The organism is Paenisporosarcina sp. TG-14 (genome assembly GCF_000297555.1).
Lineage (GTDB): Bacteria > Bacillota > Bacilli > Bacillales_A > Planococcaceae > Paenisporosarcina > Paenisporosarcina antarctica.
In genome coordinates, this window is the sequence record NZ_AMGD01000033.1 from 1 (window position 1) to 23779 (window position 23779).

23 protein-coding genes are annotated in these 23779 nt (G+C 35.4%); 8 read left to right on the forward strand and 15 right to left on the reverse strand.

Going from position 1 to position 23779, the window contains the following annotated elements; genetic code table 11:
• Positions 1–359: 359 nt before the first annotated feature.
• From C406_RS0110975 to C406_RS0110985, 3 genes are all read right to left on the reverse strand, one after another.
• The gene (locus C406_RS0110975; RefSeq protein WP_017380672.1) at positions 360–1061 is read right to left on the reverse strand and encodes an aspartate/glutamate racemase family protein; all 702 of its coding nucleotides are present in this window, start codon (positions 1059–1061) and stop codon (positions 360–362) included.
• 3 nt (positions 1062–1064) lie between these two features.
• Entirely contained in the window at positions 1065–2288 is a 1224-nt protein-coding gene (locus tag C406_RS0110980; protein WP_017380673.1) for a carboxylate--amine ligase, read from the reverse strand.
• 402 nt (positions 2289–2690) lie between these two features.
• Positions 2691–3275, reverse strand: coding sequence for a VanZ family protein (locus C406_RS0110985; RefSeq protein ID WP_017380674.1), 585 nt, complete (start codon positions 3273–3275; stop codon positions 2691–2693).
• Between the two features lie 317 nt (positions 3276–3592).
• On the opposite strand from C406_RS0110985, the gene C406_RS0110990 reads away from it, so the two are divergent.
• Positions 3593–4735 (forward strand): CAP-associated domain-containing protein, encoded by a 1143-nt coding sequence (locus C406_RS0110990; RefSeq protein WP_017380675.1) that lies wholly within the window; start codon positions 3593–3595, stop codon positions 4733–4735.
• Positions 4736–5097: 362 nt separating this feature from the next.
• On the opposite strand, the gene C406_RS0110995 is transcribed toward C406_RS0110990, so the two are convergent.
• Complete coding sequence (locus C406_RS0110995; protein WP_017380676.1) at positions 5098–6360, reverse strand: ATP-binding protein; 1263 nt, start codon at positions 6358–6360, stop codon at positions 5098–5100.
• A gap of 144 nt (positions 6361–6504) precedes the next feature.
• Entirely contained in the window at positions 6505–7701 is a 1197-nt protein-coding gene (locus C406_RS0111000; protein WP_017380677.1) for a class I SAM-dependent rRNA methyltransferase, read from the reverse strand.
• A gap of 152 nt (positions 7702–7853) precedes the next feature.
• Between C406_RS0111000 and C406_RS0111005 the strand changes: the two genes are divergently transcribed.
• Positions 7854–8777: a S66 peptidase family protein gene (locus C406_RS0111005; RefSeq protein WP_017380678.1), complete on the forward strand. Its 924-nt coding sequence runs from the start codon at positions 7854–7856 to the stop codon at positions 8775–8777.
• Between the two features lie 57 nt (positions 8778–8834).
• Here the strand turns inward: C406_RS0111005 and C406_RS0111010 are convergent, their stop codons facing one another.
• The 4 genes from C406_RS0111010 to C406_RS0111025 form a co-directional block, all read right to left on the reverse strand.
• The gene (locus C406_RS0111010; protein WP_017380679.1) at positions 8835–9275 is read right to left on the reverse strand and encodes a HEAT repeat domain-containing protein; all 441 of its coding nucleotides are present in this window, start codon (positions 9273–9275) and stop codon (positions 8835–8837) included.
• Positions 9276–9454: 179 nt separating this feature from the next.
• A complete protein-coding gene (locus C406_RS0111015) occupies positions 9455–10018 on the reverse strand; it encodes a 5' nucleotidase, NT5C type (RefSeq protein WP_017380680.1) in 564 nt (187 codons plus the stop codon).
• A 23-nt stretch (positions 10019–10041) separates the two neighbouring features.
• Entirely contained in the window at positions 10042–11136 is a 1095-nt protein-coding gene (gene ribD / locus C406_RS0111020; protein WP_026045676.1) for a bifunctional diaminohydroxyphosphoribosylaminopyrimidine deaminase/5-amino-6-(5-phosphoribosylamino)uracil reductase RibD, read from the reverse strand.
• Positions 11129–11893 carry a GTP cyclohydrolase II gene (locus C406_RS0111025; RefSeq protein WP_017380682.1) on the reverse strand — a complete coding sequence of 255 codons (765 nt, stop codon included), beginning with the start codon at positions 11891–11893 and terminating at the stop codon, positions 11129–11131. The genes ribD and C406_RS0111025 overlap by 8 nt, the downstream gene beginning before the upstream one ends.
• Before the next feature lie 758 nt (positions 11894–12651).
• On the opposite strand from C406_RS0111025, the gene C406_RS0111030 reads away from it, so the two are divergent.
• Complete coding sequence (locus C406_RS0111030; RefSeq protein WP_017380683.1) at positions 12652–13053, forward strand: hypothetical protein; 402 nt, start codon at positions 12652–12654, stop codon at positions 13051–13053.
• Positions 13054–13441: 388 nt separating this feature from the next.
• On the opposite strand, the gene C406_RS0111035 is transcribed toward C406_RS0111030, so the two are convergent.
• From C406_RS0111035 to C406_RS0111055, 5 genes are all read right to left on the reverse strand, one after another.
• Positions 13442–14665 carry a dicarboxylate/amino acid:cation symporter gene (locus C406_RS0111035; RefSeq protein WP_017380684.1) on the reverse strand — a complete coding sequence of 408 codons (1224 nt, stop codon included), beginning with the start codon at positions 14663–14665 and terminating at the stop codon, positions 13442–13444.
• A gap of 275 nt (positions 14666–14940) precedes the next feature.
• A complete protein-coding gene (locus tag C406_RS0111040; RefSeq protein ID WP_017380685.1) occupies positions 14941–15225 on the reverse strand; it encodes a hypothetical protein in 285 nt (94 codons plus the stop codon).
• Positions 15226–15316: 91 nt separating this feature from the next.
• On the reverse strand, positions 15317–15931 hold the full coding sequence (locus C406_RS0111045) for a methyltransferase (protein ID WP_017380686.1): 615 nt from the start codon (positions 15929–15931) through the stop codon (positions 15317–15319).
• Positions 15932–15968: 37 nt separating this feature from the next.
• Complete coding sequence (locus C406_RS0111050; RefSeq protein ID WP_017380687.1) at positions 15969–17918, reverse strand: GTP-binding protein; 1950 nt, start codon at positions 17916–17918, stop codon at positions 15969–15971.
• Positions 17919–18021: 103 nt separating this feature from the next.
• The gene (locus C406_RS0111055; RefSeq protein ID WP_017380688.1) at positions 18022–18216 is read right to left on the reverse strand and encodes a hypothetical protein; all 195 of its coding nucleotides are present in this window, start codon (positions 18214–18216) and stop codon (positions 18022–18024) included.
• Between the two features lie 376 nt (positions 18217–18592).
• Here C406_RS0111055 and C406_RS0111060 point away from each other — a divergent pair, with 376 nt between their 5' ends.
• The 5 genes from C406_RS0111060 to C406_RS0111080 all read left to right on the forward strand — a co-directional run bounded on the left by C406_RS0111060 (position 18593) and on the right by C406_RS0111080 (position 23245).
• The gene (locus C406_RS0111060; protein WP_017380689.1) at positions 18593–19750 is read left to right on the forward strand and encodes an ABC transporter substrate-binding protein; all 1158 of its coding nucleotides are present in this window, start codon (positions 18593–18595) and stop codon (positions 19748–19750) included.
• 177 nt (positions 19751–19927) lie between these two features.
• On the forward strand, positions 19928–20812 hold the full coding sequence (locus C406_RS0111065) for a branched-chain amino acid ABC transporter permease (RefSeq protein ID WP_017380690.1): 885 nt from the start codon (positions 19928–19930) through the stop codon (positions 20810–20812).
• Between the two features lie 4 nt (positions 20813–20816).
• Entirely contained in the window at positions 20817–21788 is a 972-nt protein-coding gene (locus C406_RS0111070) for a branched-chain amino acid ABC transporter permease (protein WP_017380691.1), read from the forward strand.
• Entirely contained in the window at positions 21769–22542 is a 774-nt protein-coding gene (locus tag C406_RS0111075) for an ABC transporter ATP-binding protein (protein ID WP_017380692.1), read from the forward strand. Before C406_RS0111070 ends, C406_RS0111075 begins: the two co-directional genes overlap by 20 nt.
• Positions 22535–23245, forward strand: coding sequence for an ABC transporter ATP-binding protein (locus C406_RS0111080; RefSeq protein WP_017380693.1), 711 nt, complete (start codon positions 22535–22537; stop codon positions 23243–23245). Before C406_RS0111075 ends, C406_RS0111080 begins: the two co-directional genes overlap by 8 nt.
• Positions 23246–23388: 143 nt before the next feature.
• Here the strand turns inward: C406_RS0111080 and tlp are convergent, their stop codons facing one another.
• Complete coding sequence (gene tlp, locus C406_RS0111085; RefSeq protein WP_017380694.1) at positions 23389–23625, reverse strand: small acid-soluble spore protein Tlp; 237 nt, start codon at positions 23623–23625, stop codon at positions 23389–23391.
• Positions 23626–23779 lie beyond the last annotated feature (154 nt).

Consider the following 23779-nt stretch of genomic DNA (forward strand, 5'->3'; position numbering starts at 1 on the left):
AAAAGCAGCATAATCCTACTTTTAAGCATGTCACTGGATCAGGCAATTTATATATTCTTATCCAATTTTAACGTGCAATTTTAGTTGCTTGGAGTGCAAGATGGCGACTCCAGCGGGAAAAGCGCGAGCTGAAGACCCCACAGGAGCGTGTTTTTCGCGACGAGGAGGCTGAAGCCGTGCCCGCGGAAAGCGTCCATCTGGAACGGAAAGCAACGGGATACTTGATAAACTACGTAAGAAAAGACTGCCTTAAAAAAGCAGTTTTACTGACTTTCTGGACAGCCCCGCGACAAATAAATAAATCAATTATAGCCGACTAAAATTCTTCACCAAAGTCATTTGACAAAGAACCAGTGTAGTTAATCATTCAATTCATAGCCACATGCAAGAATGGAACTTTCAGCTAATACCATTAAAGAATCGATGTATGTATCACCAAGATTTAATTCTTTTTTTACAATCGATAATTCCGTACACCCTAAAATCATATAATCACAAGAAAGGTCGTCCATTTTACTAATAATTTGTTGCCATTTCAAAAAATCGACAGGCTGCGAAGCTTTAACATCATCATAAATGATAGACATAACCAATTTCTGCGTTTCTTCATCTGGGACAACGGGTTGAACACCTGCACGTTGGCATGCTAGTTGATAAACAGAAGTAGTCAATGTTCCAGTTGTTGCAAGAATACCGACTTTTTTAGCACCTATTTGAGCAGCTCGTTTTGCTGTTTCATCAATCATATGCACCATTTGAATTCCCGCTCCCTGTTGAATATCTTGATAAAATGAGTGAGCGGTATTACATGGAACAGCTAATACTTCTGCTCCAATGGATATTAATTTAGTAGCATCTGAAATCATGACTGGCACAGGGTTAGCTTTTGATCGGTCCAGTATATATGTCGTACGATCTGGGATGCTGGTGTTATTGGTAATTACCATATTGACATGTTGTTGATCTGATTTTGCTTTTGTACGTTTGACAATCATTTCACCTAGCAACATCGTTGCAAGCGGGCCGACCCCTCCGATGATGCCTAACACTTTTTTTTTCATTATTTAAGACAAACCTTTATTGTTAAAGTATTTTTTATACTTACGATAGTAATTTAAATTATTCAACGTTAATTTTGCCCAACGCTTTGGATTGAAATCTTTTTTGTAAAACAAATGATTCGTGAATTTTCCTGCAGCAATTAACTCTTTTGCTTCCTGTTTAAGTTGATCGTTTTGTGCGTACTTAAATAATACTCCTTTTGGAATGATCATCCAAAGATGCTTGTCTTTCGCATACGTCAACGTTTGTGGAATATTAAGCATATGATCATCTGCCACATACTTCATCAGGTTGTGACCACTTGCAGTAACATAGTAACTACTTCGACCATTTCGCAAGTTAATCTCAAATAACTTGTATTCACCATCTCGTAAATCAAGTTTCATATCAAAGTTTGCGAAGCCAATGTAGCCGATATCTTCTAAGAAAACACGCACTCGGTCAAGTAATGCTTCATCAAACGTATTAATGATAGCTGCATAACTTCCGATTCCTTCAGGTGAATGCTCTTCTAAAATCGGGTTACCTAAAGACATGAGTTTGACTTTTCCGTCTTTACCTACATACGCATTTAAAACACGCATGTAAGAATCGTCTCCCGGAATAAATTCTTGAATCGTTAAATTATCTTTGTAAGTTGATTTATATATCGCTTCAATGATGGCATTCTTTTCTGCTTCATCATGTGCCAAAAATACTTTTTTCTTTCCTGGGAATGAACAATTCCAATACTCGACAGAGTTAGATGCTTTGATGATGATTGGATACATAAAGTCGAGGGTAAATGAGTCCTTTGTTTTAAAGGTACAAAGTGATGTCTTAGGATAGGCAAATCCATATTGCTCACAAATATTATAGAAATTTTCTTTTAACACGATACGATCCATTAGTTTTTCATCAATGTATGGTACCGCAAAATGTAACTGTAATTGTTCTTTATTTTGGATAATTAATTTAGCATAATCGTCTCCACAGGCCAGGAGCAATAGTTTTTTATCAGCATGTTCACTTGCCACTTTTAAAAGAGCTGGAACGAACACATCTTGTTCATTTAAATTAGGAATAACTTGAAAATCTAAAATTTTGCTATCTTGTGTTGCGGATAAATTCATACGACCTAAAACGAGTGGTTTTAATCCATAAGCTTCATGAAAAGCACGTGCCATTCCGTATGCGTTCATATCTGAACCAAGTAATATAGGTAAAAACGAATGATTTGTTGTCATGGTATATCAACTCTCTTTTCCAAAACATATTGTGTATTTATATATTAACGTGAATTATAGCTGTAACCGAGCATTCACTTTTCTATTTAAATGGAAGCTATAGATATGAGGATCTATGTTCTAGTTACTAACGAATGAATAAATAACATCCACCAGACAATTATCATATACATATAAGTGCTTCAATGAGAAATTATATCATTTTTCGAACAATAGTTTAAGGGTCTACTTCTAACTGTTTAAATAATTGCTATTAATTCATCTATTAAAAGTTGATATAACTGCTTACCTATAATTTTGAAAACGTCTTACTAGACTAAATCGACAATAAGTTTCACGATTTTCGGTCCATCTAGTGGGTTCATGATGATAAACTCATTTAAATATAGACTCACACGATGGTTACCCAATTTGCCTTATGTTAAAACTTTTCTTGACCATATTCGGAAGACTTTTATACATGATATAACCGATGCAAGCCCCTAAAGTATTTAGCCATAAGTCATCTACATCACTACTGCGCATTTGAGGAAGTTGCAGTATTTCAATAGCTACTGATATAAGAAATGCAGTACCGATTACTCGCCAAGCTCGATTAAACTTTTTCCACAATAATGGAAGAAAAAAACCTATAGGGATGAACATCACAATATTTCCAACGAAATTAATTAAAAAAGGTTGCCATAAGTCCAAGTACTTGATTGCATTATAAGTCTCGGTTAATACCCGAAAAGGTTCAAGATTTATTGCTTGATGATCCCCGTTAGTAAATTGTACTTCCCCTCCCTGGCTACTTACCGCGGGTAAAATAGTCTGAGATAGCAAGCCAACAAGGAACATAAAAAACAGTGTAATGCCGAACTCACGTAAGAAGTTCGTTTGCATTTTTAATCGTTTCATTCGAAAAATACGTACCGCAATAATGACTGGTAAAATTAATACCATATAGAAACCCATGTCTTGTATATATCGAATAATCGAATCCATAATCCACCCTTTATCTTTTCTGTAGTCTACTTTATCTTAAGCTCTTTTAAATTATTATCAAATTTAATTAATACTAATGCCTTACTCTTCACGTATTCATATCACAAGAAATGGATATTCTATTTCTAGATAAGAGCAAACTTTAGGGATATCTATACTATATATCATATAATAAGATTGGAAGCCGATAAATTGAGGGTTTCAATATAGCAAGTAGTGCTAAGAAACAAATGAGTGAAGACCGGTGCGTTCTAATGTACGCTGAAGTTGACAACGCAATGCGCCGCATATTGGAATCCGAAAGGAGTGGAATAATTATGCGTTACCTAAGCACCATCATCACATTACTTTTTATCGCCTATTTAACAAGCCCACTCTGGGAAAAGCCAGCAAGTGACTATGTGGACGTATCCTTTTTAGATACGATTGATGCACAAGTAATTAAAGGATATGAATTTTTTAAAAATCAACCCTTTATTGAAAATACGATAAATGACCTTTCCAATACAGTAACTACTTTACCCGCAAAGCTAACTAATGAAGTTAATAAATCCACCTATGATCCTGTTACCCAATTAGAAAAACCAACATTAGCGACGCCAACTGATGGTTTATTTTCAGTTCATAACATTCAAGTTGGGGACAAATTGGAGACAGTAAATAAAGAACTAGGTAAAGCAAAACGTACGACATTAAATGAATATGGGTCTAAGTGGCACACCTTTCACACCAATTACCAAAACTTTTTAATGGTATCTTTTGATGACTCTTCTCGAGTGAATGGTTTATTCACTAATAACGATTTAATTGCCTCTTCTTACGGAATTAAATTAAATAGTCCTAAGACAGTTGTTCAAGAAACGTTAGGCGAGCCGCTCAAACATATTCAAAAAGAGAACATTAATTATATTTTAAATGATCGTGGAGAAATGGAAACATTTTTAATTGAAAATATTTATGTTACCGTCTTTTATGACGTTCATGAAAACAATACCGTCACAGCTATACAAATCATATCGGACAGTTTGGAAAACGAAAAAAATTCTTTATATGGTGAAACTAGTGATGCATTGCGTGAAGGGTTTGAGTTTCAATTATTTGATTTAACCAACGCCGCCCGTGTACATCACAATGTTCCTCCCGTGAAATGGGAATCAACGGTTCGAGGGACAGCTTACAAACATAGTCTTGATATGGCGAGTCAAAATTACTTTAATCACACCAATTTAGCTGGGCAATCTCCTTTTGATCGTATGACTATGGACGACATTAATTATTCAGTAGCTGGTGAAAATTTAGCATATGGTCAGTCCAGCAGTATTTTTGCACATGAGGGATTAATGAACTCTATTGGCCATCGCAAGAATTTATTAAAACGAGACTTTAAATTACTTGGCGTGGGTGTGGCTTTTAACGATGAAAATCAACCTTATTTTACAGAGAACTTTTACACACCGTAATTCATGAGAAGCCAGCCAATTATGCCGCTCCTTGTAAGAAAGTACCCACATAAAAAATATAATACAGTATCGACAATGGTTTCCGGGTCGCTTTGGATGCTAACCCACTAAACCATACCCTCCAGAACGAAAGACGCCGTTGAAGTGACTTTATCACTTTAACGGCGTCTTTCGTATATGCCAATCCTAAGGTGTGTTTCAACCTGCGCTCGCCTGGCTGCTTAGGTCACTCGTCGCTCGGGAAATATTGCAACCTCCATGCACATAGTCAATTGAATACTAATCACTAGAACATTGCACTTTGTCTGTTGAATTATTTAACCGATTAAGTTGTTTCTTTAAACCTTTATGATATTAATGCTTCACAGACTTTCCTGTAATTCAGTAACCGACGAAAGAAAGGAGATATGAAAAGTCGTTCCATCTCCGAATTTACTTTGCACCTTAATTGTTCCTTTCATTGCTTTTACTATACTGAAAACAACCATTATACCAAGACCTGTTCCTTTTGTACCTTTCGTCGAATAGTAGGGTTCCCCTAATCGTACAAGCTCTTCCTCAGTCATACCTATGCCTGTATCCTTAACTTGTATTAACACATTATTTTTAGTGAAAACTGTCTCAATGGACAAAACGCCACCATTTGGCATTGATTCAATTGAATTTTTCATTACATTGATAAAACATTGGTGAAATTTCTGACGGTCCCCTTTAATCAATCCACAAGAAGGAAACTTGGTCGAAACTTCTACAGAATTTAAATTAGCTATAGGTTGAAGTAAGTTCAACACGTGATGAAGCTCAACATGCACATCGATTTCTTCCACTAATTCTATTTGCGGTTTTGAAAAGGTCAAATAATCTTGTATGACTCTTTCGGCAGATTCTAATTCTCCTTTTAGAATGGCGAGGTATTGGGTTCTATCTTTACTTTCAATTGAATCATCTTCGAGAAGTTGAACAAAACCCATTGCAGATGTTAATGGATTCCTAATCTCATGAGATATTGCCGCTCCCATTTGCTCCACTGCTTGCAATTTTTCTACCTTTAACAAGCGTTGTCTTAAAAGAATATTTTTTTCAATAACCTCCATGATATAAGAAATCATTGCAACCCCAAGTGGTGGGATAAACAGGTAGGCTACCCAGACATCCAGCTTATTATTATGTAGATTTAGAATTTCGAGAATAACTAATATGATCAAACTTACCAGAATAGTTATACCTACTGAAAAAAGTATTCTGCATTTTGAAGTTAGTTTTAAAAACCATGGATAGATACACCATATTAAAAAGCTAAATAAACCATAAAATATTAACGAAGATAAGAACCCAATATCGAATCCATGAAATCCTCTAGTAATTATGATAAATAATCCTAAAATCGGACTTAATCCAAGATAAAGACCTCCTACCATAAATGGAACAATTCGCAAATCTAATATTAATTCTTCATTTAATTGGTATGAAAACATAAAACATAGTATTGAAGATAGAATAAAATATGATAAAGCTGTGCCCTTGTTCAAACGCACTTTACCTGATTTCTCTGCCCACATAACACAAAAGAAAAGCAATACGATCATTAAAGATAAATTAAATAAAAAATGCTTTGTTAGTTCCAAGAGCAATACCTCTTCTAGGTCTTTTAGGAAAATATTAACTTAAAACTATTCAATACACAAACATTTTTGGGTTTTCAGAAATAAAAAAGTGCCAACATTATAATGTTGACACGACTTAATTTTGTGAGTATTTAAAAAGTGAAACTAGGTGAGTTTCTCAATGAACACTACTTTTAAATAATTTCCTTCTTTAAATTCATCTATTGTTTTATAGTCTTCAGGTAAAGAAAATTCTTCTCGAATTTTATATGTACTACCTGTTTGTTTAAATGCCTTTTCAATAAACCCTTTAAATTTAGTCATTCCAAACGTACTGCAGTTAGATGATGCGACAATGACACCTTTTTTCTCAGTAATCGAAATAGCTTGCATTAGTAAATCGGGATAATCTTTCCCTGCACTAAATGTATGCTTCTTAGAACGTGCAAAACTTGGAGGGTCTAAAATGACCAAATCAAATTTTAATTGTTTACGTACTGCATACTTGAAGTAATGAAAAACATCTTCCACCATGATATCTTGCGCCTCAAAATCAATGCTATTTACACTGAACTGCTCAATCGTTTTACTTTTACTGCGGTTAGCTAAATCCACACTCGTTGTTTTTGTTGCTCCACCTAGAACTGCGGCAACCGAAAATGCCCCTGTATAAGAAAATGTATTTAACACACTCTTTCCTTTTGAATAAGAATCATGAATCGTTTTACGAACATCCCGTTGGTCTAAAAAGATACCGACCATAGCACCATCATTTAAATACACGGCAAAATTTATGTCATTTTCTTTAATAAGTAAAGGCTCAGGTGCCTTCTCTCCTGAAACAAAATCATCATCATCCATGTAAGTTCCTTGTGATGCAAAGCGTTTCTTTTCATATAAACCTTTCACATCGACTAATTTTGTTAATGCTTGAATAATGTCGTCCTTAAACTTATACACACCTTCACTATACCAACTAATAACATAGTAACCCGCATAAAAATCAATCGTACATCCACCAACTCCATCGCCCTCTCCGTTAAACACACGGAATGCTGTGGTTTTTGGATTATTAAACAAAGAAGTGCGATGTTCAATTGCTAGTTTCAATTTCTTTTCAAAAAACGTTACATCTACTATTTCATGTTGATTTTGACTTAACACCCATCCGCGACCTTTGTTTTGTTTGCCATAATACCCTTTTCCTAGAAAGCGTTGATTATCATCAACTAGCTCAATGATTGTACCTTCTTCTTTTACGTCTTTCATGTTGAGAATTGCATCTTCTGTTATGAGGGGATAGCCTGCTTTTATATTTTTAACAAAAGAAGACTTCACTTTAAGCTGTATATTTTTTCCCATGAAATCACCCAATCAATTGTTTTTCTCTATTCTACATCTGTTTCTACTGAATATCATTTATGCCATCTAAATCCCTGTGAATTTATGTGCTTTATTTATTACTTTAACCATACAATGTAAAATATTTATGTTCTAGGGAGGAGAATAATGAAATGCCGATAAAACCTAAGCAACTTCAATCAGGTGACACTATTGGAATCGTCACATTAGGTAGCCCTATAAATGCTACCACGATTAATGAAGGCATTGCTACATTAGAAAATATGGGATTCAGTGTGGTTATCGGAGACCAAGTATATAACTCTAATGGGTTCCTAGCAGGTACCCCTCAAGAGAGGGCATCTGATTTGATGGCTATGTTTGAAAATAAAGAAGTCAACTGCATCTTACCAACTAGAGGAGGAACTGGAGTCGCCGGTATCCTTCCATTCCTCAATTTCTCTGTAATTACTCAAAACCCGAAAATTATTTCAGGTTACAGTGATATAACTGTGTTACTAAATTCGTTGTATGAATACTCAGATTTAATAACATTTCAAAGTTTACTATTGCTTGATTTCAATAACCGAACGCCTGCTTATAACTTTAATCAATTCTTTGCTGCTACTTCTGCTATAGCGGCACCTTGGGAAATTACTAACCCTCCTGGCATGCCCTTTGTAAACAAAGTATCTGGAGATGTAACGGGTCCTATTGTTGGGGGAAACCTTACTTCTTTCGTTGGCACGTTAGGCACTTCTTTTGAAATTAATACCGAAGGAAAAATCTTGTTTCTTGAAGAAACTCATGAACCAATCAACACCGTGTATCGCTATTTAAGTCACTTGAAATTAGCCGGTAAATTCGACGACTGCATTGGCATACTAATGGGGGAATGCACGAGTTGCGAACCTGCTTACGGCGTTACATACAATGCACTCATCGATGAATTTCTAGTACCATTAGGAAAACCTTTAATGAGCAATATATCATCAGCACATGGTCTCTTTAAGGCAGCTATTCCTATTGGAGCTAGTGTAAAGATGAATACCGCTGATCTTACATTAACTGTTATGGAATCCGTGGTAACACCATGAATTAAGAACTAAAAAACCGATTGCAGAAAGCTGCAATCAGTTTTTATGTTTATTTTCTTATTTTTTCAACAAAGAAGCCCATTCATTTTCTAACCACTTATCAAAGCCTGCTCCTTTTTCACCTTCGTAAGCATCATATACGTCGAGTCTCATTTTCTTAAATTTCTCTTCGAACTCTTTAAAAGAATGATCTGCTGGCAAACTCTTTTTAATACGAAGCAAGATTTTAGAGGTCCCTTTTATGATGTCGAATTTTGTTTGCTTAGGTTGTTGAACATCCTCTCCTAAGCCTTTAAGCTGACGATAAGCAGCCTCTTGCACTTTAAACACCGGGTCTTTAGTCATTCTTGTCGTTAAAACATCAATAACTTTACTATGCTTATACTGACCTAGCTCTTCTACTGCATCAAAACGCGTTCTCCAACTAGACGTTCGATTCGCAGCTTTTTTTAATTCATTGTAATTTTCCGGCAATTCATTTTGTACTTTATTAGTCAATTGATTCAATCTCCTTTTATATAAAAATCCATTTGTGGACAAGAAAACATTCATGCATGGAACAGAATAATCCTTTAACAAGTATTGTACCATTTTCTGACCAATGACATACTCGGTTTCGTAAAATGAGATTATTCAAACCAATTGATGAGCTACAAAATGAAGTATTCAATCAAATCTTATTTGTTAATAATTTCTTTCAGCTCTGACCAATTAGTAATTCTTGGAATCGTCAAATGTTGATTATACGACTGATTCATAACATACACTTTCAACAAATCATTCGAAAGTGTGTTCAAAACATCTGGCTTGTCATCAAAGTAATAATCCAACTTTAACTCTTGAATGATTTTTACCTTGTCCTGATCTTTCATGCCACAGAAAAATTTCTCTGCTTGTACAGGAAAACCTTGTTCTATCAACCATTGTTTCGTACGTTCTCCATGCTCGCTAGGCCTAGCTGTTATATAGTAAATTTCATGCCCTTGCTTACTTAGTTCTACCAATGTTTCTACCGCATCTGGATAAGGAGGGCAGGATGTGTAGTAAATCTCTTCTAGGGAGCTGTTCCACATGTTAAAACCCTGCTCTGCCGTAAGACCAAATGCTTCATGAATTTCAACTTTTTTTATTTCATGAAAAACATCAATAGGGATGGTTTTGTTCAAGTTTTTATTATAAATATGGAAGGCATGTTCTCTTAGACTAATCAGTGTATCGTCGATATCAAAACCAAATTTCATACTAGTATCCCTCAATTGCTTAATCATATTTTGTAACTTGGATAGCCGACAAACTTAAAATCTTTGCCGATTTTGATGATATCTGCATCCAGTAAGTCAACCGCGTCTGCCATTTTATCGATTCCTGATCCTTCTAAAAATGTAGGTGCTTGTTGCCCTCCGATTAGTTTTGGTGCAATATAAATAATCGCTTTATCGATTAGTTTATTTTCTAAAAAGGCTGCATTAATCGTGCCTCCACCTTCAATTAATAAAGATGAAATTCCTTTTTCACCCAAAATCCGCATCACTTCTTTTGGGTTTACATGCTTCGAACCAGAAGTTGGAAATACAGAAATACTCATGCTTTCTAACAACGACTTTTTTTCTATGTCGAAGTTCTCGCTAGTAAAAATCCATGTGTCAGCCAATTTGTCTGTAATGACCTTACGATCTAGTGGTATTTTTAGCGTAGAATCTAAAATAATACGAACTGGGTTACGGCCGTTTGCAATTCTAGTTGTTAACTCTGGATTGTCAGCAATCACAGTGTTCACTCCAACTAAAATTGCCATATGCTCATTTCGTAGCTGATGGACATCATGTCTAGCTTCTTCAGATGTAATCCACTTACTATTAGACGAATGTGTTGCAATTTTACCGTCTAATGTAATTCCTGCTTTTAATGTAACGAAAGGTGTCTTTTTCACAATGAACTTATTAAACACTTCATTCATTTTTTTAGATGTTTCTTCAAGAACACCAACAATCACTTCAATCCCTGCTTCTTCAAGGATTTTCACGCCGTTACCTGATACTACTGGGTTTGGGTCAAGAGTGGCTATGATTACTTTTGTTATTCCCGCTTCCACAATGGCTACTGCACATGGACCTGTTCGCCCATGATGAGAGCAAGGTTCAAGTGTCACGTAAATCGTTCCACCTCGTGCGTTCTCTCCTGCCATACGAATTGCATGAATTTCTGCATGTGGTTCTCCAGTTTTCAAATGAGCACCCACTCCAACAATTCGATTTTCGGTGACAATAACAGATCCTACAAGAGGGTTCGGGTCTGTTTGCCCTTTCATCGCTTGCGCATTTTTTATAGCTAAATCCATATAAAATTCGTGGTTAGTCATTTGGACAAGTCCCTTCATCTTTTACCTCTAGATGCCCAGAGCGCTTAATTTTAGTTTGCAAGTATGCCTCGTTAAATTCCGAGACATCTCCCCACAAAGGTGTACGTCCTGAAATTGGGAGGCCAGCGTCAATTAGTGCGGCTACTTTTTTAGGATTGTTCGTTAACAGCGTTACTGGCTTCGAACGTAATGTTTTTAAAACTTGAATGGCATCATCATAGTTACGAGAGTCATCAACAAAACCAAGACCTTCGTTCGCTTCTACTGTGTCATAACCATTCTCTTGAAGAATATAAGCCATTGCTTTACTAAATAAACCTATTCCTCTGCCTTCATGGTTAGCTAAATAAATTAGAGCACCTGCTCCATGGTCCACAATCATTTGCATTGACTCTTTGAGTTGATAGCCACAGTCACATCTCTTACTTCCGAAAATATCCCCGGTATGACAGATTGAATGCATTCTCATTAGGGCGTCTTCTTCATGTTCGAAATCACCATAAACGAGAACACTTGATTGTTGAAATTCTGCTAGGTTTGCAGAAGATAGTTTGTCGATGATTTGATGAATATCTTCTTTTTCTTCTTTCGTTTGCAACCAACAATACCATTGAAATACGACGGTTTCCCCGAACAAATTAAGGGGTAGATTTATTGGCCCAACCAAATATATAGAACCTTGACTTGAATGAATTAATTGAATTTTATCCTCTAATACTGCAAGAGCTTGTTTTGAAACAGTTTGTACTTTACTCATATTAATATCCCCTTTTTGAAATCTCAATAAAAAACTAAAACTAACAAAGTTTCTTTTCCCTTAAGGTTACTTTATGTAAGTAATTATATTTTTGTAACTTATAGTTGTCAAGTAAGTTAACTACAACGTCCTCAAACTCTCTTTATCTTTTAATTATCGTTTCGATATACACTTTATCTTTTACTTAATTTCAGTCTATCAAACTCATTAGGTTTCATTAAGATTGAATCGGTTCTTTAACACATTCAATCAATATAGCTAGACACTTGTAACCATTCTTACGATTAATAAGTCCTGAATGTTACACCATGCCAGACTTCATGACTCATAAAAGTTAGCAGTCCGCTTCAGACACCTGCACCTTGGTCTAAAGTATAAAGAGGATGGACTTGCTCCATTCGTTCCCTTGCAACCTGGACGTGCAGAGGGATAAAGGTTTGGTTTACTAAAGATCTGACAATTGATGCTGCTTTTAAATAGATATTCGACCGAAGATACCATTTCAGCCTCTTTCTGCATACTTTATATCCAAGACTTCTTTTAAAAGTTAGCAGTGACAATTACTTTATAGAAGGCTCAGTCAAAGAATAATGTTGATGATATTTGATATCTTTCCGAAATCTAACTATTAATAAAGTAATAACAACTATGGGTGAGGGTGAGGTTAAGAGGGAACACGTGGCAATACGGCAAAAGATAAAGTAATAGAATACTATCAGATTATATATAATGATAGCGGGAAGAAGTGAGGTGATTGTATGTTAAAAAAACTTAGAAGAATTAATATGAAAACGGCTGTATTTATGGGGATTTGTTTTTACTCTTTGACAATCTTAATCCATATCCTTATTATAAGCGGCATTATTCCATTGTCGTGGGTTAATGGTGGACGGTCTGAATCCTTCGCTACTCAGCTACCAATATCTATTATCAATACTATTATTGCTATTATTGGAGGAGTATTTACGCTAATGATTGGCGGAAAAATGCTATACAAATACAAAAGAGGAATAACCGCTATATGTTGGTTTTTTGTTGTACTTTGGTCTTTTGGGTTTATACAACAATTGTTAGGAACACCTTTTGAAAAAATAGTTTGTTCGTTAATATTGCTTCTTGGAGTCATCGCGAACTTACGAATGGCGATTGAAAAAAGATAGTAATACACACTTATTATTAAAACATAAAACAAAAGGCTGTCTAATAAGTCCCTTCTATAAAATTGTAGAAAAATAAGTCTTTTTTCTCCACCTATATTTGAACATTGCAATCAGTTTGAAATTGTCTTTGAAAGACGGCAAGAAAAACATGTGCAACTGCGGTTACTCGTCCAATAACTTTCCATCGGGAATAGCGTGCGGAAGACCCGCAGGAGCAAATTGGAACGAAGACTAAGAATGCCACATCGTGTTGCAACGCCTTCGTGACAAACATCATGTTGGCCTGAGAAGGCTGAGGACATTTCTGCTGTAAGCGTCCGTCTGTCTCTTTATAAAAAGGAGTTGGTCCATTTCTGGAACCAACTCCTTTTAATCAAACATATGAAGTTTAAGCCTTTACTTTATTAGCACGTTCTTCAGATTCTGCTACTATGACGGCACAAGCTGCATCCCCTGTAATATTAACTGCAGTTCTAGCCATATCAAGCAAGCGATCAATCCCAATAATTAAGGCAATTCCTTCAACAGGTAAGTTAACTGAGCTCAAAACCATAGCGAGCATTATTAGGCCTACACCTGGTACACCTGCTGTTCCAATACTTGCTAAAACAGCTGTCAATACAATTATCACTAAAGCTGTAAGCGTTAACTCAACGTCATACACTTGAGCGATAAAAACGGTTGCCACACCTTGCATAATGGCTGTACCATCCATATTAATAGTGGCGCCTAGAGGTTGTACAAAGCTAGAAATAGACTTTGGAACCTTAAGATTTTTTTGTGCAACACTCATAGATACTGGTAACGTTGCATTACTACTAGAGGTACTAAATGCAACACCCATAGCAGGTGCAAAACCTTTAAAGAATTGAAATGGATTTCTTTTTGCTAAAATCCAAATTGCTGAACCATATGTAACTCCTCCATGAATAACCAACGCAAGTAAAACGACGCCCATATAAAGACTCATTGCTTTAATTGCATCCACACCTTGCATCCCAATAGCAGAAGCAAGAAGTGCAAACGTACCATACGGAGCAAATTTCATGACAAGGTTTACTAGATACATCATAATTTCGTTTCCTTGTTCAAGAACTTCTTTCACTCTTGCTACTTTCGAACCTAACATAGTTAAAGCTAAACCAATAAAAATGGCAAAAACAATGATTTGTAACATGTTTGCTTCAGCAAATGCTTGTGCTGGATTCTTTGGAACAATGTTTAACAAAGTTTCCGAGATTGGTGGTGCCTTTTCTCCACTGTATTCTAATCCCTCGGTATTGAATGTACCTGCATTACCTGGTTCAAGAACAAACGCTAAACCTAATCCGATAACTATTGCAATAGTTGTAGTTACTAAAAAGAATCCAATAGTTTTTAATCCAATACGACCTAACTTTTTAGGATCGCCTAGTCCTGCAGTGCCTAAAGTGATAGAGATGAAAACAATTGGCACAACGAGCATAGTGATTAGATTTATAAATAATTTTCCTATAGGAGTAAAAATATATGTATCTAAAGGAGGGAATAAATCTGGTGCAAATAAATTTAGCATAACTCCTGTTATTGCGCCTAAAATCAATGCAATAACAATTTTAATTGATAAGTTCATGAAATACCCTCTTTCTTATGACAAACTAAAGAATGAAAACTTAGGACTAGAATCTAGGATTCATAAGTTGCTGTCTATGTCTTATGATGATTGTATTCAATTTAAGTATTATTCGACTGTATTCTACTTTATTCGATTTTAATACCGCTGTAAAGAGTGCATATTATACTAGTACACATGTTGAAATTCCTAATTAAATAAAAAAGTTGGTTCAATGTATGAACCAACTTTTTAAGATTAATTTATATTTTTCGTGTTTTCATAGAAAATAACTTCTAAAGCCACTCTTCTTCAGTTATATCAAAATTCTTTTCCACCCACAGTAACGCTTCCTCAACTGATGCTAGCTTATGGTCATCTTGAATTACCCATTCTCGATCACACATAAATATATAGTACTCATCATCCTCTTCATACTTTGCAATAGCTAAGGCGGTTATTGATATTTCAATTATTGAACCGTCTTTTTCTTCAAAAAACATACTACTTAAGTTTTTATTCGTATCGTTTTTCGTTTGTTTAATCACTTTCGCTCCATCAAGTTCACTTATTATATCCATTGGGTCTGTCCTCTTTTCATCTTAAATTGGTCTGAATTTATCTTATCACTTTCATAAAAAGACTTCATATTTGAAACGTGAAACCCATACATTATTCGATTTCAGGAAGCTGAAAGACAAGAAATCGTTCATTTTCATTTTGTTCGTACAAGCCTGGTATAGTAATATCTTTCAGTAATTCGAAAGTTGTTCTTGTTTCTAGAAACTGGACATATTCTGTCGTTGGGTAGTACAAAATCAAGTCGATAGGTCTCTTATGTTGATCGACTGATTTAAGAATATTCCCGACAACATTCATGAATATTTGAACTGAAAAAGGATTGAAGAAATAAAATACATTATCCCTTGAATCGATTTCATACTCTTGGGCAAGGCATCTTTCAAAGTACAAAGAATCTATCCTTTTTTTCCCTTTCGGATCGTAATTATCAAGATTTTCAAGTGCATCTTGGTAGAGCTTTCCACTCATCTCGACCCCGACAACCGATACTTGAGCATGGTGATGGACGTAAAATGGAAGACGTCCTTTGCCACATCCAAAGTCCACAACTCTATCTGTCTTTTTTAGTTCATAGTTCTTAAAAAATTCATCCAATGCCATGTAGGGTGTTGCTTCATAGCGATTATAATGAACTGATTGATTTAACACTTCCAGCGTACCGGCAGTCTTAATACGAAGCAATCGATCAATTTCTTTTTCACTCATAAACAATACCTCTATTTTCTTAATCTTTGTCTCAATATTAACAATGCATTTTGGCTTCTGCCTGCTCCCATGAAACGGTATAACCTTTTCCTTTTGAACAAAAAACCGACGATGAGCTATACTCAGGATCTGCTTTTTTATTGTAAGCGATTCTCTCGATTACTTGTTCTTCGTTATGACACCGATCATAACCACCAAACACCAGATTGAGCATGCCTTTTCCTTGTGTATAAGAAGCAAGCTCCGCAGCGTAATTCATGAAGGTTGACACCGGAACTTTGCCAGTCAATATCGCTTTATTTCCTTCTGTTTTTGGTGAATCAAAACTGCCATATGCAATTTGAATATCTGATAATACTTTCCCCATTTGATGTAGCTCTACTTTAACTCTGAAATAATAAAACGGCTCAAGTAAATGGTTTGACGTTTTTTCTAAACCTTGTCTCAATGCTCGGTATGTAGCTTCTCGAAAATCACCGCCAGAAGTATGCATATTATCTGCTCGCCCTGTTAATAGAGTGATTTTCACGTCCGTTATGGGTGAACCTGTCAATATTCCGTTATGTGCTTTTTCAAATAGATGTTGTCGTACTAAGTTTTGATTACCAACAGTTAAATCATTTGCATGACATGTATTATTAAATGTGATTCCACTATTTCTCTCAGAAGGTTCTATTTTTAGATGAACCTCTGCATAATGTTTCAATGGCTCAAAATGACCATACCCATTTGTCGTCGACTCTATCGTCTCTTTATATAGAATTTTAGGCTCCTCAAATGATACTTCAAAATGAAACCGCTCCATTACTAGCTGTTTCAAGATTTCTAATTGAATAGTCCCCATCACGTGAATATGAATTTCCTGTAATCGCTCTTCCCACCTAACATTTAATGATGGATCCTCCACATCTAACATCTTAAAGCTTCGTAAAGCGTCTTTTATATGCACCAATGGGTCTATAACCACTCTGGACTTTAATGTGGGTATCATTTCATACACGGCTTTTTCGTGTAAAGTTCCTAAACCATCACCCGTAAATGCATTTGATAATCCGATAACAGCAAATAACTCCCCGGCTTTTACATGGTCAACCATTTTATATTTACTTCCATTATATACTCTAATTTGTGTAATTTTTCCTGTGTTTCTATGCTCATTATTTCCATAAGTTAATTCATCTCGCACGCTTATAGTACCGTTCAAGGCTTTAATAAAAGTAATTCTTGTCCCTTTGTCGTCATGACGAACTTTATAAACTCTTCCAGAAAAGGCATCTTCATTTGAATAATGTGTAGAGGTTAATTGATCGAATCTATTCAAGAATTCGATTACACCTATATCTTGTAAGGCTGAACCATACGAACATGGAAAAATTTTATTTTCTTTAATCATTAATTTTAATGCCTTTAGCCATAAATCTTTTTGATATCCTTCTTCTATATAATAGTTCAACAGCTTTTCATCTCGCTCGGCTACGAACTCAATGAGTGCTTCCGTCATATCATCTTGTTGAAAAGAGTCAGTTATATCATAAACATTAGCTGTTAAATCTGAATGAATTTCTTGCAGAACGCTTTCAACATCTGCTGCTATTCGATCTGTCTTATTAATAAAGAAAAACGTAGGTATATTGTGTTTTCTAAGTAACTGCCAAATCGTCGAAGTATGTCCTTCTATGCCTTCGACAGCACTAACAATCACTATGGCATAGTCCATCACCTGAATTGAGCGCTCCATTTCAGGAGAAAAGTCCACATGACCTGGATTATCTATTAAATAATATGTTGAATCCTTATAAGAAAAAATTGCTTGATCTGCAAATATTGTAATACCTCTTTGCCTTTCAATATCATGACTATCAAGAAAAGAATCTTTGTGATCCACTCGACCTCTTTGCTTAATACTTTTTGTGTGGAAAAGTAATTGTTCAGCAAAGGTGGTTTTACCCGCATCAACATGAGCAAATATACCAATCGTTTTATTCATACTGCCACCTCACTTACTTCAGTTCTATCTTAGCATCTACAAAGGATAAAAGCAGATACCCGCAATGAGAATCTGCTTTTATCCTTTAAATTTCAATTATGAATTATTGATTATTCTTTTTAACATTCGCAATATCAGTTTGACTATAGTTCCCTTCATCTTTGTTACCAGTTGTATTAGCAAGAACATTCTTTACTTGATTATAGGTCATACCTGATTGTTCATTTTTACTTTTGACATCAGTAATATTTGTTCCTGATTTTGTAAATGTACCTTGAATATTTTGATTGTTATTCAAAAAAGTTCACCTCCAATTCATTTTCTGTTATTTTCTCTCAATACAGCTTTTTTACTCATGGATTTAATAACTAATATAAATAACACTGGATGCCATATTGTTACCTATACAAATTTTGAATAGTATTTTCACTAAATACAAAAAATGAAATTAATGGTAAAAATCCTATTTATAGTGTTTTTAACCAGTATTATATGATAATTCTCCATAGTAATTCAATATCTCTATTAACTTAATTTGTTTGTTTAAAATAATAAATAATCGAATAATTCCGTAAAATCTATTTACTTTATTGAGTAAATACCATTTAATAGAACTATATATATATCATCTACTAGATAGATATATACATTTTATTAACTTTGGGGGCAGAGAAATGAGAAAAATTGGTAAAAAGGCGTATCTATTAATTTCTATCTTTATGCTAATTACATTAGCAGCATGTGGCAATGATACAAAAACAACTAATGATGACACAGGCGAAAAAACTGATGGTCCTGTATCAGCAAAAATTGGGGTTATTTCATATTTAACTGGTCCTGGTGCTGCATATGGTGAAGCAATCACGAATGGTTTTAACTTAGCTTTAGAAGAAATTAATGAAAAAGGCGATGTAGAAATTGAACTAGTTATTGAAGATTCAGCTGGTAAGCAAGAACAAGCTTTAACAGTTTCTCAAAAACTAATGAGTGATGATGAAATTATCGCAATATTAGGACCAACTTTAAGTACTGAAATGAATGTTGTAGCACCTGAAGCTGACTTAAACGGCATTCCAATAATGGGAACTTCTACTACAGCTGCAGGAATTCCTCAACTTGGCGAGTATGTATTCAGAAATTCAATACCTGAATCTCTAGCAATACCAGCAGCTTTGGAAAAAGCGGTTGAAAAGTATGATGCTAAAAAAGTTGCCATCCTTTATGGTAATGACGATCTTTTTACAAAGTCTGGATTTGACACAATGAAAGCAGAAGCAGAAGCAATGGGCCTTGAAGTTTTAACAATTGAAACTTTCCAAAAAGGTCAATCTGACTATAATGCACTACTGACAAAAATTAAGGGGCTTAATCCAGATTTAATTTTAGCTTCAGCACTTTATAATGAAGGCGCGGTTATCATGGACCAAGCAAGAAAAATGGGAATAGAAGTACCTTTTATTGGCGGAAATGGTTTTAACTCTCCACAAGTTATTGATATTGCCGGTGCCGCTTCAGATGGTTTAATTGTTGCAACTCCTTGGTTTGGCGATAAAGACGAACCAAAAGTTCAAGAGTTCGTTAAAAAGTATGAGGCTGAATATGGTAAAAAACCAGACCAATTTGCAGCACAAGCTTATGATGCATTATATATCATGGCAGAAGGCTTACAAAATGCTGGAGAAGCAGATAGAGACGCTCTTCGCGATGCTCTTGCAGAAATAAAAGACTTAGATGGACTGCTTGGTAAATTCTCCTTTGATAAAGATGGAGATGTTGTCATGGAGCCAACGGTTCTCATAATTGAAGACGGTAAGTTCCAATTATTTGAGTAAAGTTTGTCGATTTTAAAGAAATTATATTAGTAGTTAAGTTCAAAGCTATGCTAAGTGGCAAAAGTATTTTACTTTTGCCACTTCATTAGTCAAAATCACTTTTCCCTCTTCTATTTGAGGTGGGAGTCTTACACCCCGTTAATTTGAAATAATTTAATAGTCAAAGGAAGTGATGTCTTGTTAATAGAACAACTAATAAATGGAATAACACTAGGGAGTATATATGCCATCGTTGCCCTTGGTTTCACTCTTGTTTTTGGGGTACTTGGTATCATTAATATGGCACATGGAGAAATCTTTATGATAGGTGCGTTTATCGGTGTCTTAATGACTAGTGTATTTGGAATGCCACTTTGGGTTGCATTTATCGGAGCAATAGCTGTCACTGCCATTTTAGGATACATGCTTGAACGAATCGCATTGCGTCCACTTAGAGGAAAGCAAGGCGTATCACATCTAGCTCCCTTAATAAGTACGATTGGAGTATCTATTGTACTTGAGAATCTATCACATCATATATTCGGAGCTGGTAACCAACCTTTCCGTAATGCATTTTCTGAGATTCAATTCCAAATCGGGTCAATTACTATTTACCTTGTGCAAATAATAATATTTGTTATCTCTGTTGCGTTAATGATAGTCCTGTCCTATTGGCTTTCAAAAACCAAAGCAGGTAAAGCTCTACGTGCTACCGCAGAAAATTTAGAAACGGCAAGTCTTCTAGGAGTTAATACAAAGCGAACAATAACGACTACTGTTATTATCGCATCTGTATTAGGTGGAATAGCAGGGATCTTAGTAGGGATGGCGTTTAACTCAGTTAATCCTCAAATGGGATTATCGATGGGACTTAAGGGATTAGCCATTATCATTTTAGGTGGTATGGGTAATGTTAAAGGAGCTATGGCAGGAGGATTACTCCTTGGTGTAGCTGAGACCGGGATTGTAGCTTACGGAGATTCAGGATATCGTGACGCAGTAGCCTTTATTACAATCATCTTCATCCTGTTACTAAGACCTCAAGGGATTTTCGGTAAAAAGACAGCTGAGGCAGGAAGGTGATTTTATGTTAGGAGAACTATTAAATCCATACTATTTACAAGTCGCATCCTTTATCATGATCAATATCATTCTAGCAATAAGCATTTATATTACTCTTTCCTCAGGTCAATTATCCTTAGGAAGTGCTGGATTTATGGGAATCGGGGCTTATACTTCTGCCCTATTAACGATTAACTTTGATTTACCAATTATAATTGGTATCTTTGCGGGTGCAATAGTTGCAGGTATTTTTGGAATTTTAATTGGAATCCCTGCTCTAAGGTTACAAGGAGTCTATTTGGCCATAGCTACACTAGGTTTTGGTGAAGTCGTTCGTGTAATCTTTGTTAACTGGGAATCTGTAACTCAAGGTGCAATTGGCTTATCTGGTATTCCCCATATGGGTAGAGCACTATTAAAAAGTTTCGCAGCAATTGGTTTTGATCCAGAAATGATTGGCTTAAAAAACAATCAATTTATTTATTTACTTGTCCTTCTCATCTTATTAGGGATTAATATTTTACTCGTATGGTTCTTTACTAGACAAAATAAATCTCGTGTTGGACGAGCTTACGCAGCCATTAAAATGGATGAAAAAGCCGCTGAGTCCATGGGTATTAATATTACATATTACAAAGTTTTATCCTTTACTCAAGGGGCCGTTTTAGCGGGTTTTGCTGGTGCTTTATATGCCCATGTTTTGGCCTATATCAGTCCCGCAGATTTTGCTTATCATCGCGCAATAGAAATACTAATCTTTGCAGTGTTCGGTGGTAGTGATGTAATTTGGGGAGCTATATTTGGAGCAGCATTTATGACGGTTTTGCCTGAGGCTTTGCGATTTATAAGTGAATATCGATATATGATTTATGGTGTAATCCTTATCTTAATGATGGCATTCCGCCCTCAAGGAATCATAGATGTATCAATATTGAAATGGATTAAAAAGACAATGAAGTTTAAAAGGGGGTCCGACCATGGTACTGGAATTAAATAACATCACTAAAAACTTTGGCGGAATCTCCGCTTTAACGGATGTTTCTTTCAAAATAAATGAAGGTGAAATTTTTGGTTTAATAGGTCCTAACGGTGCCGGGAAAACGACGATGTTTAATATTATTACGAACATGTTCCTCCCCACTTCTGGGGAAATTAGTTTTCTTGGAGAAAAAATATCAGGGACTAAACCACATAAAATTACCGATAAAGGTATTTGTCGAACATTCCAAAATATACGTCTTTTCTCTCAAATGACGGTACTAGAAAATGTTTTAGTTGGAGGTCACTGCCGGATTAAATCAGGTGTTATAAGAAGTGTTATTCGTACAAAGTCTCAACGTAAAGAAGAAGAATTCATACGTGAAACCGCTACAGATTTATTAGAATTAGTAGGTTTATCTAGTTATTCAGAAGTTGTAGCGGAAAACTTAGCATACGGACAACAAAGAAGACTTGAAATTGCCAGAGCTTTAGCCAGTAATCCAAAATTATTACTGTTAGATGAACCCGCTGCCGGGATGAATGAAACCGAAACGGAAGACCTGTTTGACTTAATTAAAAAAGTACAAAAAAGAGGTATAACGGTATTATTAATTGAACATGATATGCCCTTCGTAATGAAACTTTGTGACAGAATTACTGTTTTAAACTTTGGAAAGAAACTTGCAGAAGGAACACCTCAAGAAATCCAGAACAACAAAGATGTTATTGAAGCATACCTCGGTTCAGAGGAGGACGAACAAAGTGCTTAAAATAACTGAAATTGAAACTTTTTATGGAAAAATTCAAGCTCTAAAAGGCGTTAGTCTTGAAGTAGAGCAAGGTAAGGTCGTAACTATTCTTGGTGCAAATGGTGCAGGAAAAACGACCACGATGAAAACAATTTCTGGTTTATTAAAACCAAAACGTGGAACTATTGAGTTTTTAGGGGAAGATATTACTGGCCTGAGACCCGATCAACTTCTTAGAAAAGGGATTGCGCTTGTCCCTGAAGGTCGAGCTATATTATCAAGCATGACCGTTTTGGAAAATCTTGAAATGGGTGCCTACCATCGAAACGATAAAGACATAAAAAAAGATATTGAAGAAGTAATGGCACGATTTCCAATTTTAAAAGAACGAAAAGAACAGCTTGGTGGTACCCTATCAGGTGGCCAACAACAAATGCTCGCTATTGCACGAGCATTACTATCAAAGCCCAAACTATTATTGCTAGATGAACCCTCCATGGGATTGGCACCTTTAATCGTGGCTGATATTTTCAAAATGATACGAGAAATAAAAGAAACCGGCACGACCGTCCTTCTTGTCGAACAAAATGCAAAACAAGCGCTAAAAGTAGCTGACTATGGTTACGTTATGGAAACCGGAAAAATAATAATTAATGGACTAGCTACAGACTTGTTAGAAGATACACGGATTGTAGAAGCTTATCTCGGAAAAAAATCAAGTTAATAAAGATAATTTAAGAAACCCCAATGGAATCGGGGTTTCTTTTTTCTATTATTTAAAACCTTATAAACGGGTAAAAAGATGGAGAGATTATTTCCCCATCTTTTTACCACCTATTATGAATTTCACATTACACAGTGCTGTTATTAATTTTGGGTATATCCTTTTTGATGTACTATTTCATCTTCTATTTCTTTTTGGAATCCTTCAATGCTTTCTTTACGGCGTGCATTTTTCTGTTTGATATCTTCAAGTTCTTTACCATCAGCAAAGTGCATTGCTTCTTCTGCTGCCTCCATATTATCAACTGTATTCTTTTTCATTTCCTTAAGCTTTTCTGCATTATCAGATCGATCATCTGGTTTCGGGGTATTCCAAGACATAACAATTCCTCCTTCAATTTTGTAAATCGTACAAGAATTATTCTTCCCGATTTAATGAAACCTATCCGTTAAATTTTATGACTAATAGCTTGTAACTTTTTTAAACAAAGGACATTCAAATAAAAATAATGCTATTTATTTCCAGCAAATCACC

Coding starts and splice junctions, on each gene's coding strand:
- C406_RS0111050 (WP_017380687.1), bottom strand. CDS start 17,918: ATGAATAAAACGATTGGTATATTTGCTCATGTTGATGCGGGTAAAACC.
- C406_RS0111040 (WP_017380685.1), bottom strand. CDS start 15,225: ATGGATATAATAAGTGAACTTGATGGAGCGAAAGTGATTAAACAAACG.
- C406_RS0111060 (WP_017380689.1), top strand. CDS start 18,593: ATGAGAAAAATTGGTAAAAAGGCGTATCTATTAATTTCTATCTTTATG.
- C406_RS0110975 (WP_017380672.1), bottom strand. CDS start 1,061: ATGAAAAAAAAAGTGTTAGGCATCATCGGAGGGGTCGGCCCGCTTGCA.
- C406_RS0111005 (WP_017380678.1), top strand. CDS start 7,854: ATGCCGATAAAACCTAAGCAACTTCAATCAGGTGACACTATTGGAATC.
- C406_RS0110980 (WP_017380673.1), bottom strand. CDS start 2,288: ATGACAACAAATCATTCGTTTTTACCTATATTACTTGGTTCAGATATG.
- ribD (WP_026045676.1), bottom strand. CDS start 11,136: ATGACTAACCACGAATTTTATATGGATTTAGCTATAAAAAATGCGCAA.
- C406_RS0111030 (WP_017380683.1), top strand. CDS start 12,652: ATGTTAAAAAAACTTAGAAGAATTAATATGAAAACGGCTGTATTTATG.
- C406_RS0111070 (WP_017380691.1), top strand. CDS start 20,817: ATGTTAGGAGAACTATTAAATCCATACTATTTACAAGTCGCATCCTTT.
- C406_RS0111045 (WP_017380686.1), bottom strand. CDS start 15,931: ATGAGTGAAAAAGAAATTGATCGATTGCTTCGTATTAAGACTGCCGGT.
- C406_RS0111075 (WP_017380692.1), top strand. CDS start 21,769: ATGGTACTGGAATTAAATAACATCACTAAAAACTTTGGCGGAATCTCC.
- tlp (WP_017380694.1), bottom strand. CDS start 23,625: ATGTCTTGGAATACCCCGAAACCAGATGATCGATCTGATAATGCAGAA.
- C406_RS0111000 (WP_017380677.1), bottom strand. CDS start 7,701: ATGGGAAAAAATATACAGCTTAAAGTGAAGTCTTCTTTTGTTAAAAAT.
- C406_RS0110990 (WP_017380675.1), top strand. CDS start 3,593: ATGCGTTACCTAAGCACCATCATCACATTACTTTTTATCGCCTATTTA.
- C406_RS0111025 (WP_017380682.1), bottom strand. CDS start 11,893: ATGAGTAAAGTACAAACTGTTTCAAAACAAGCTCTTGCAGTATTAGAG.
- C406_RS0110985 (WP_017380674.1), bottom strand. CDS start 3,275: ATGGATTCGATTATTCGATATATACAAGACATGGGTTTCTATATGGTA.
- C406_RS0111035 (WP_017380684.1), bottom strand. CDS start 14,665: ATGAACTTATCAATTAAAATTGTTATTGCATTGATTTTAGGCGCAATA.
- C406_RS0111015 (WP_017380680.1), bottom strand. CDS start 10,018: ATGAAATTTGGTTTTGATATCGACGATACACTGATTAGTCTAAGAGAA.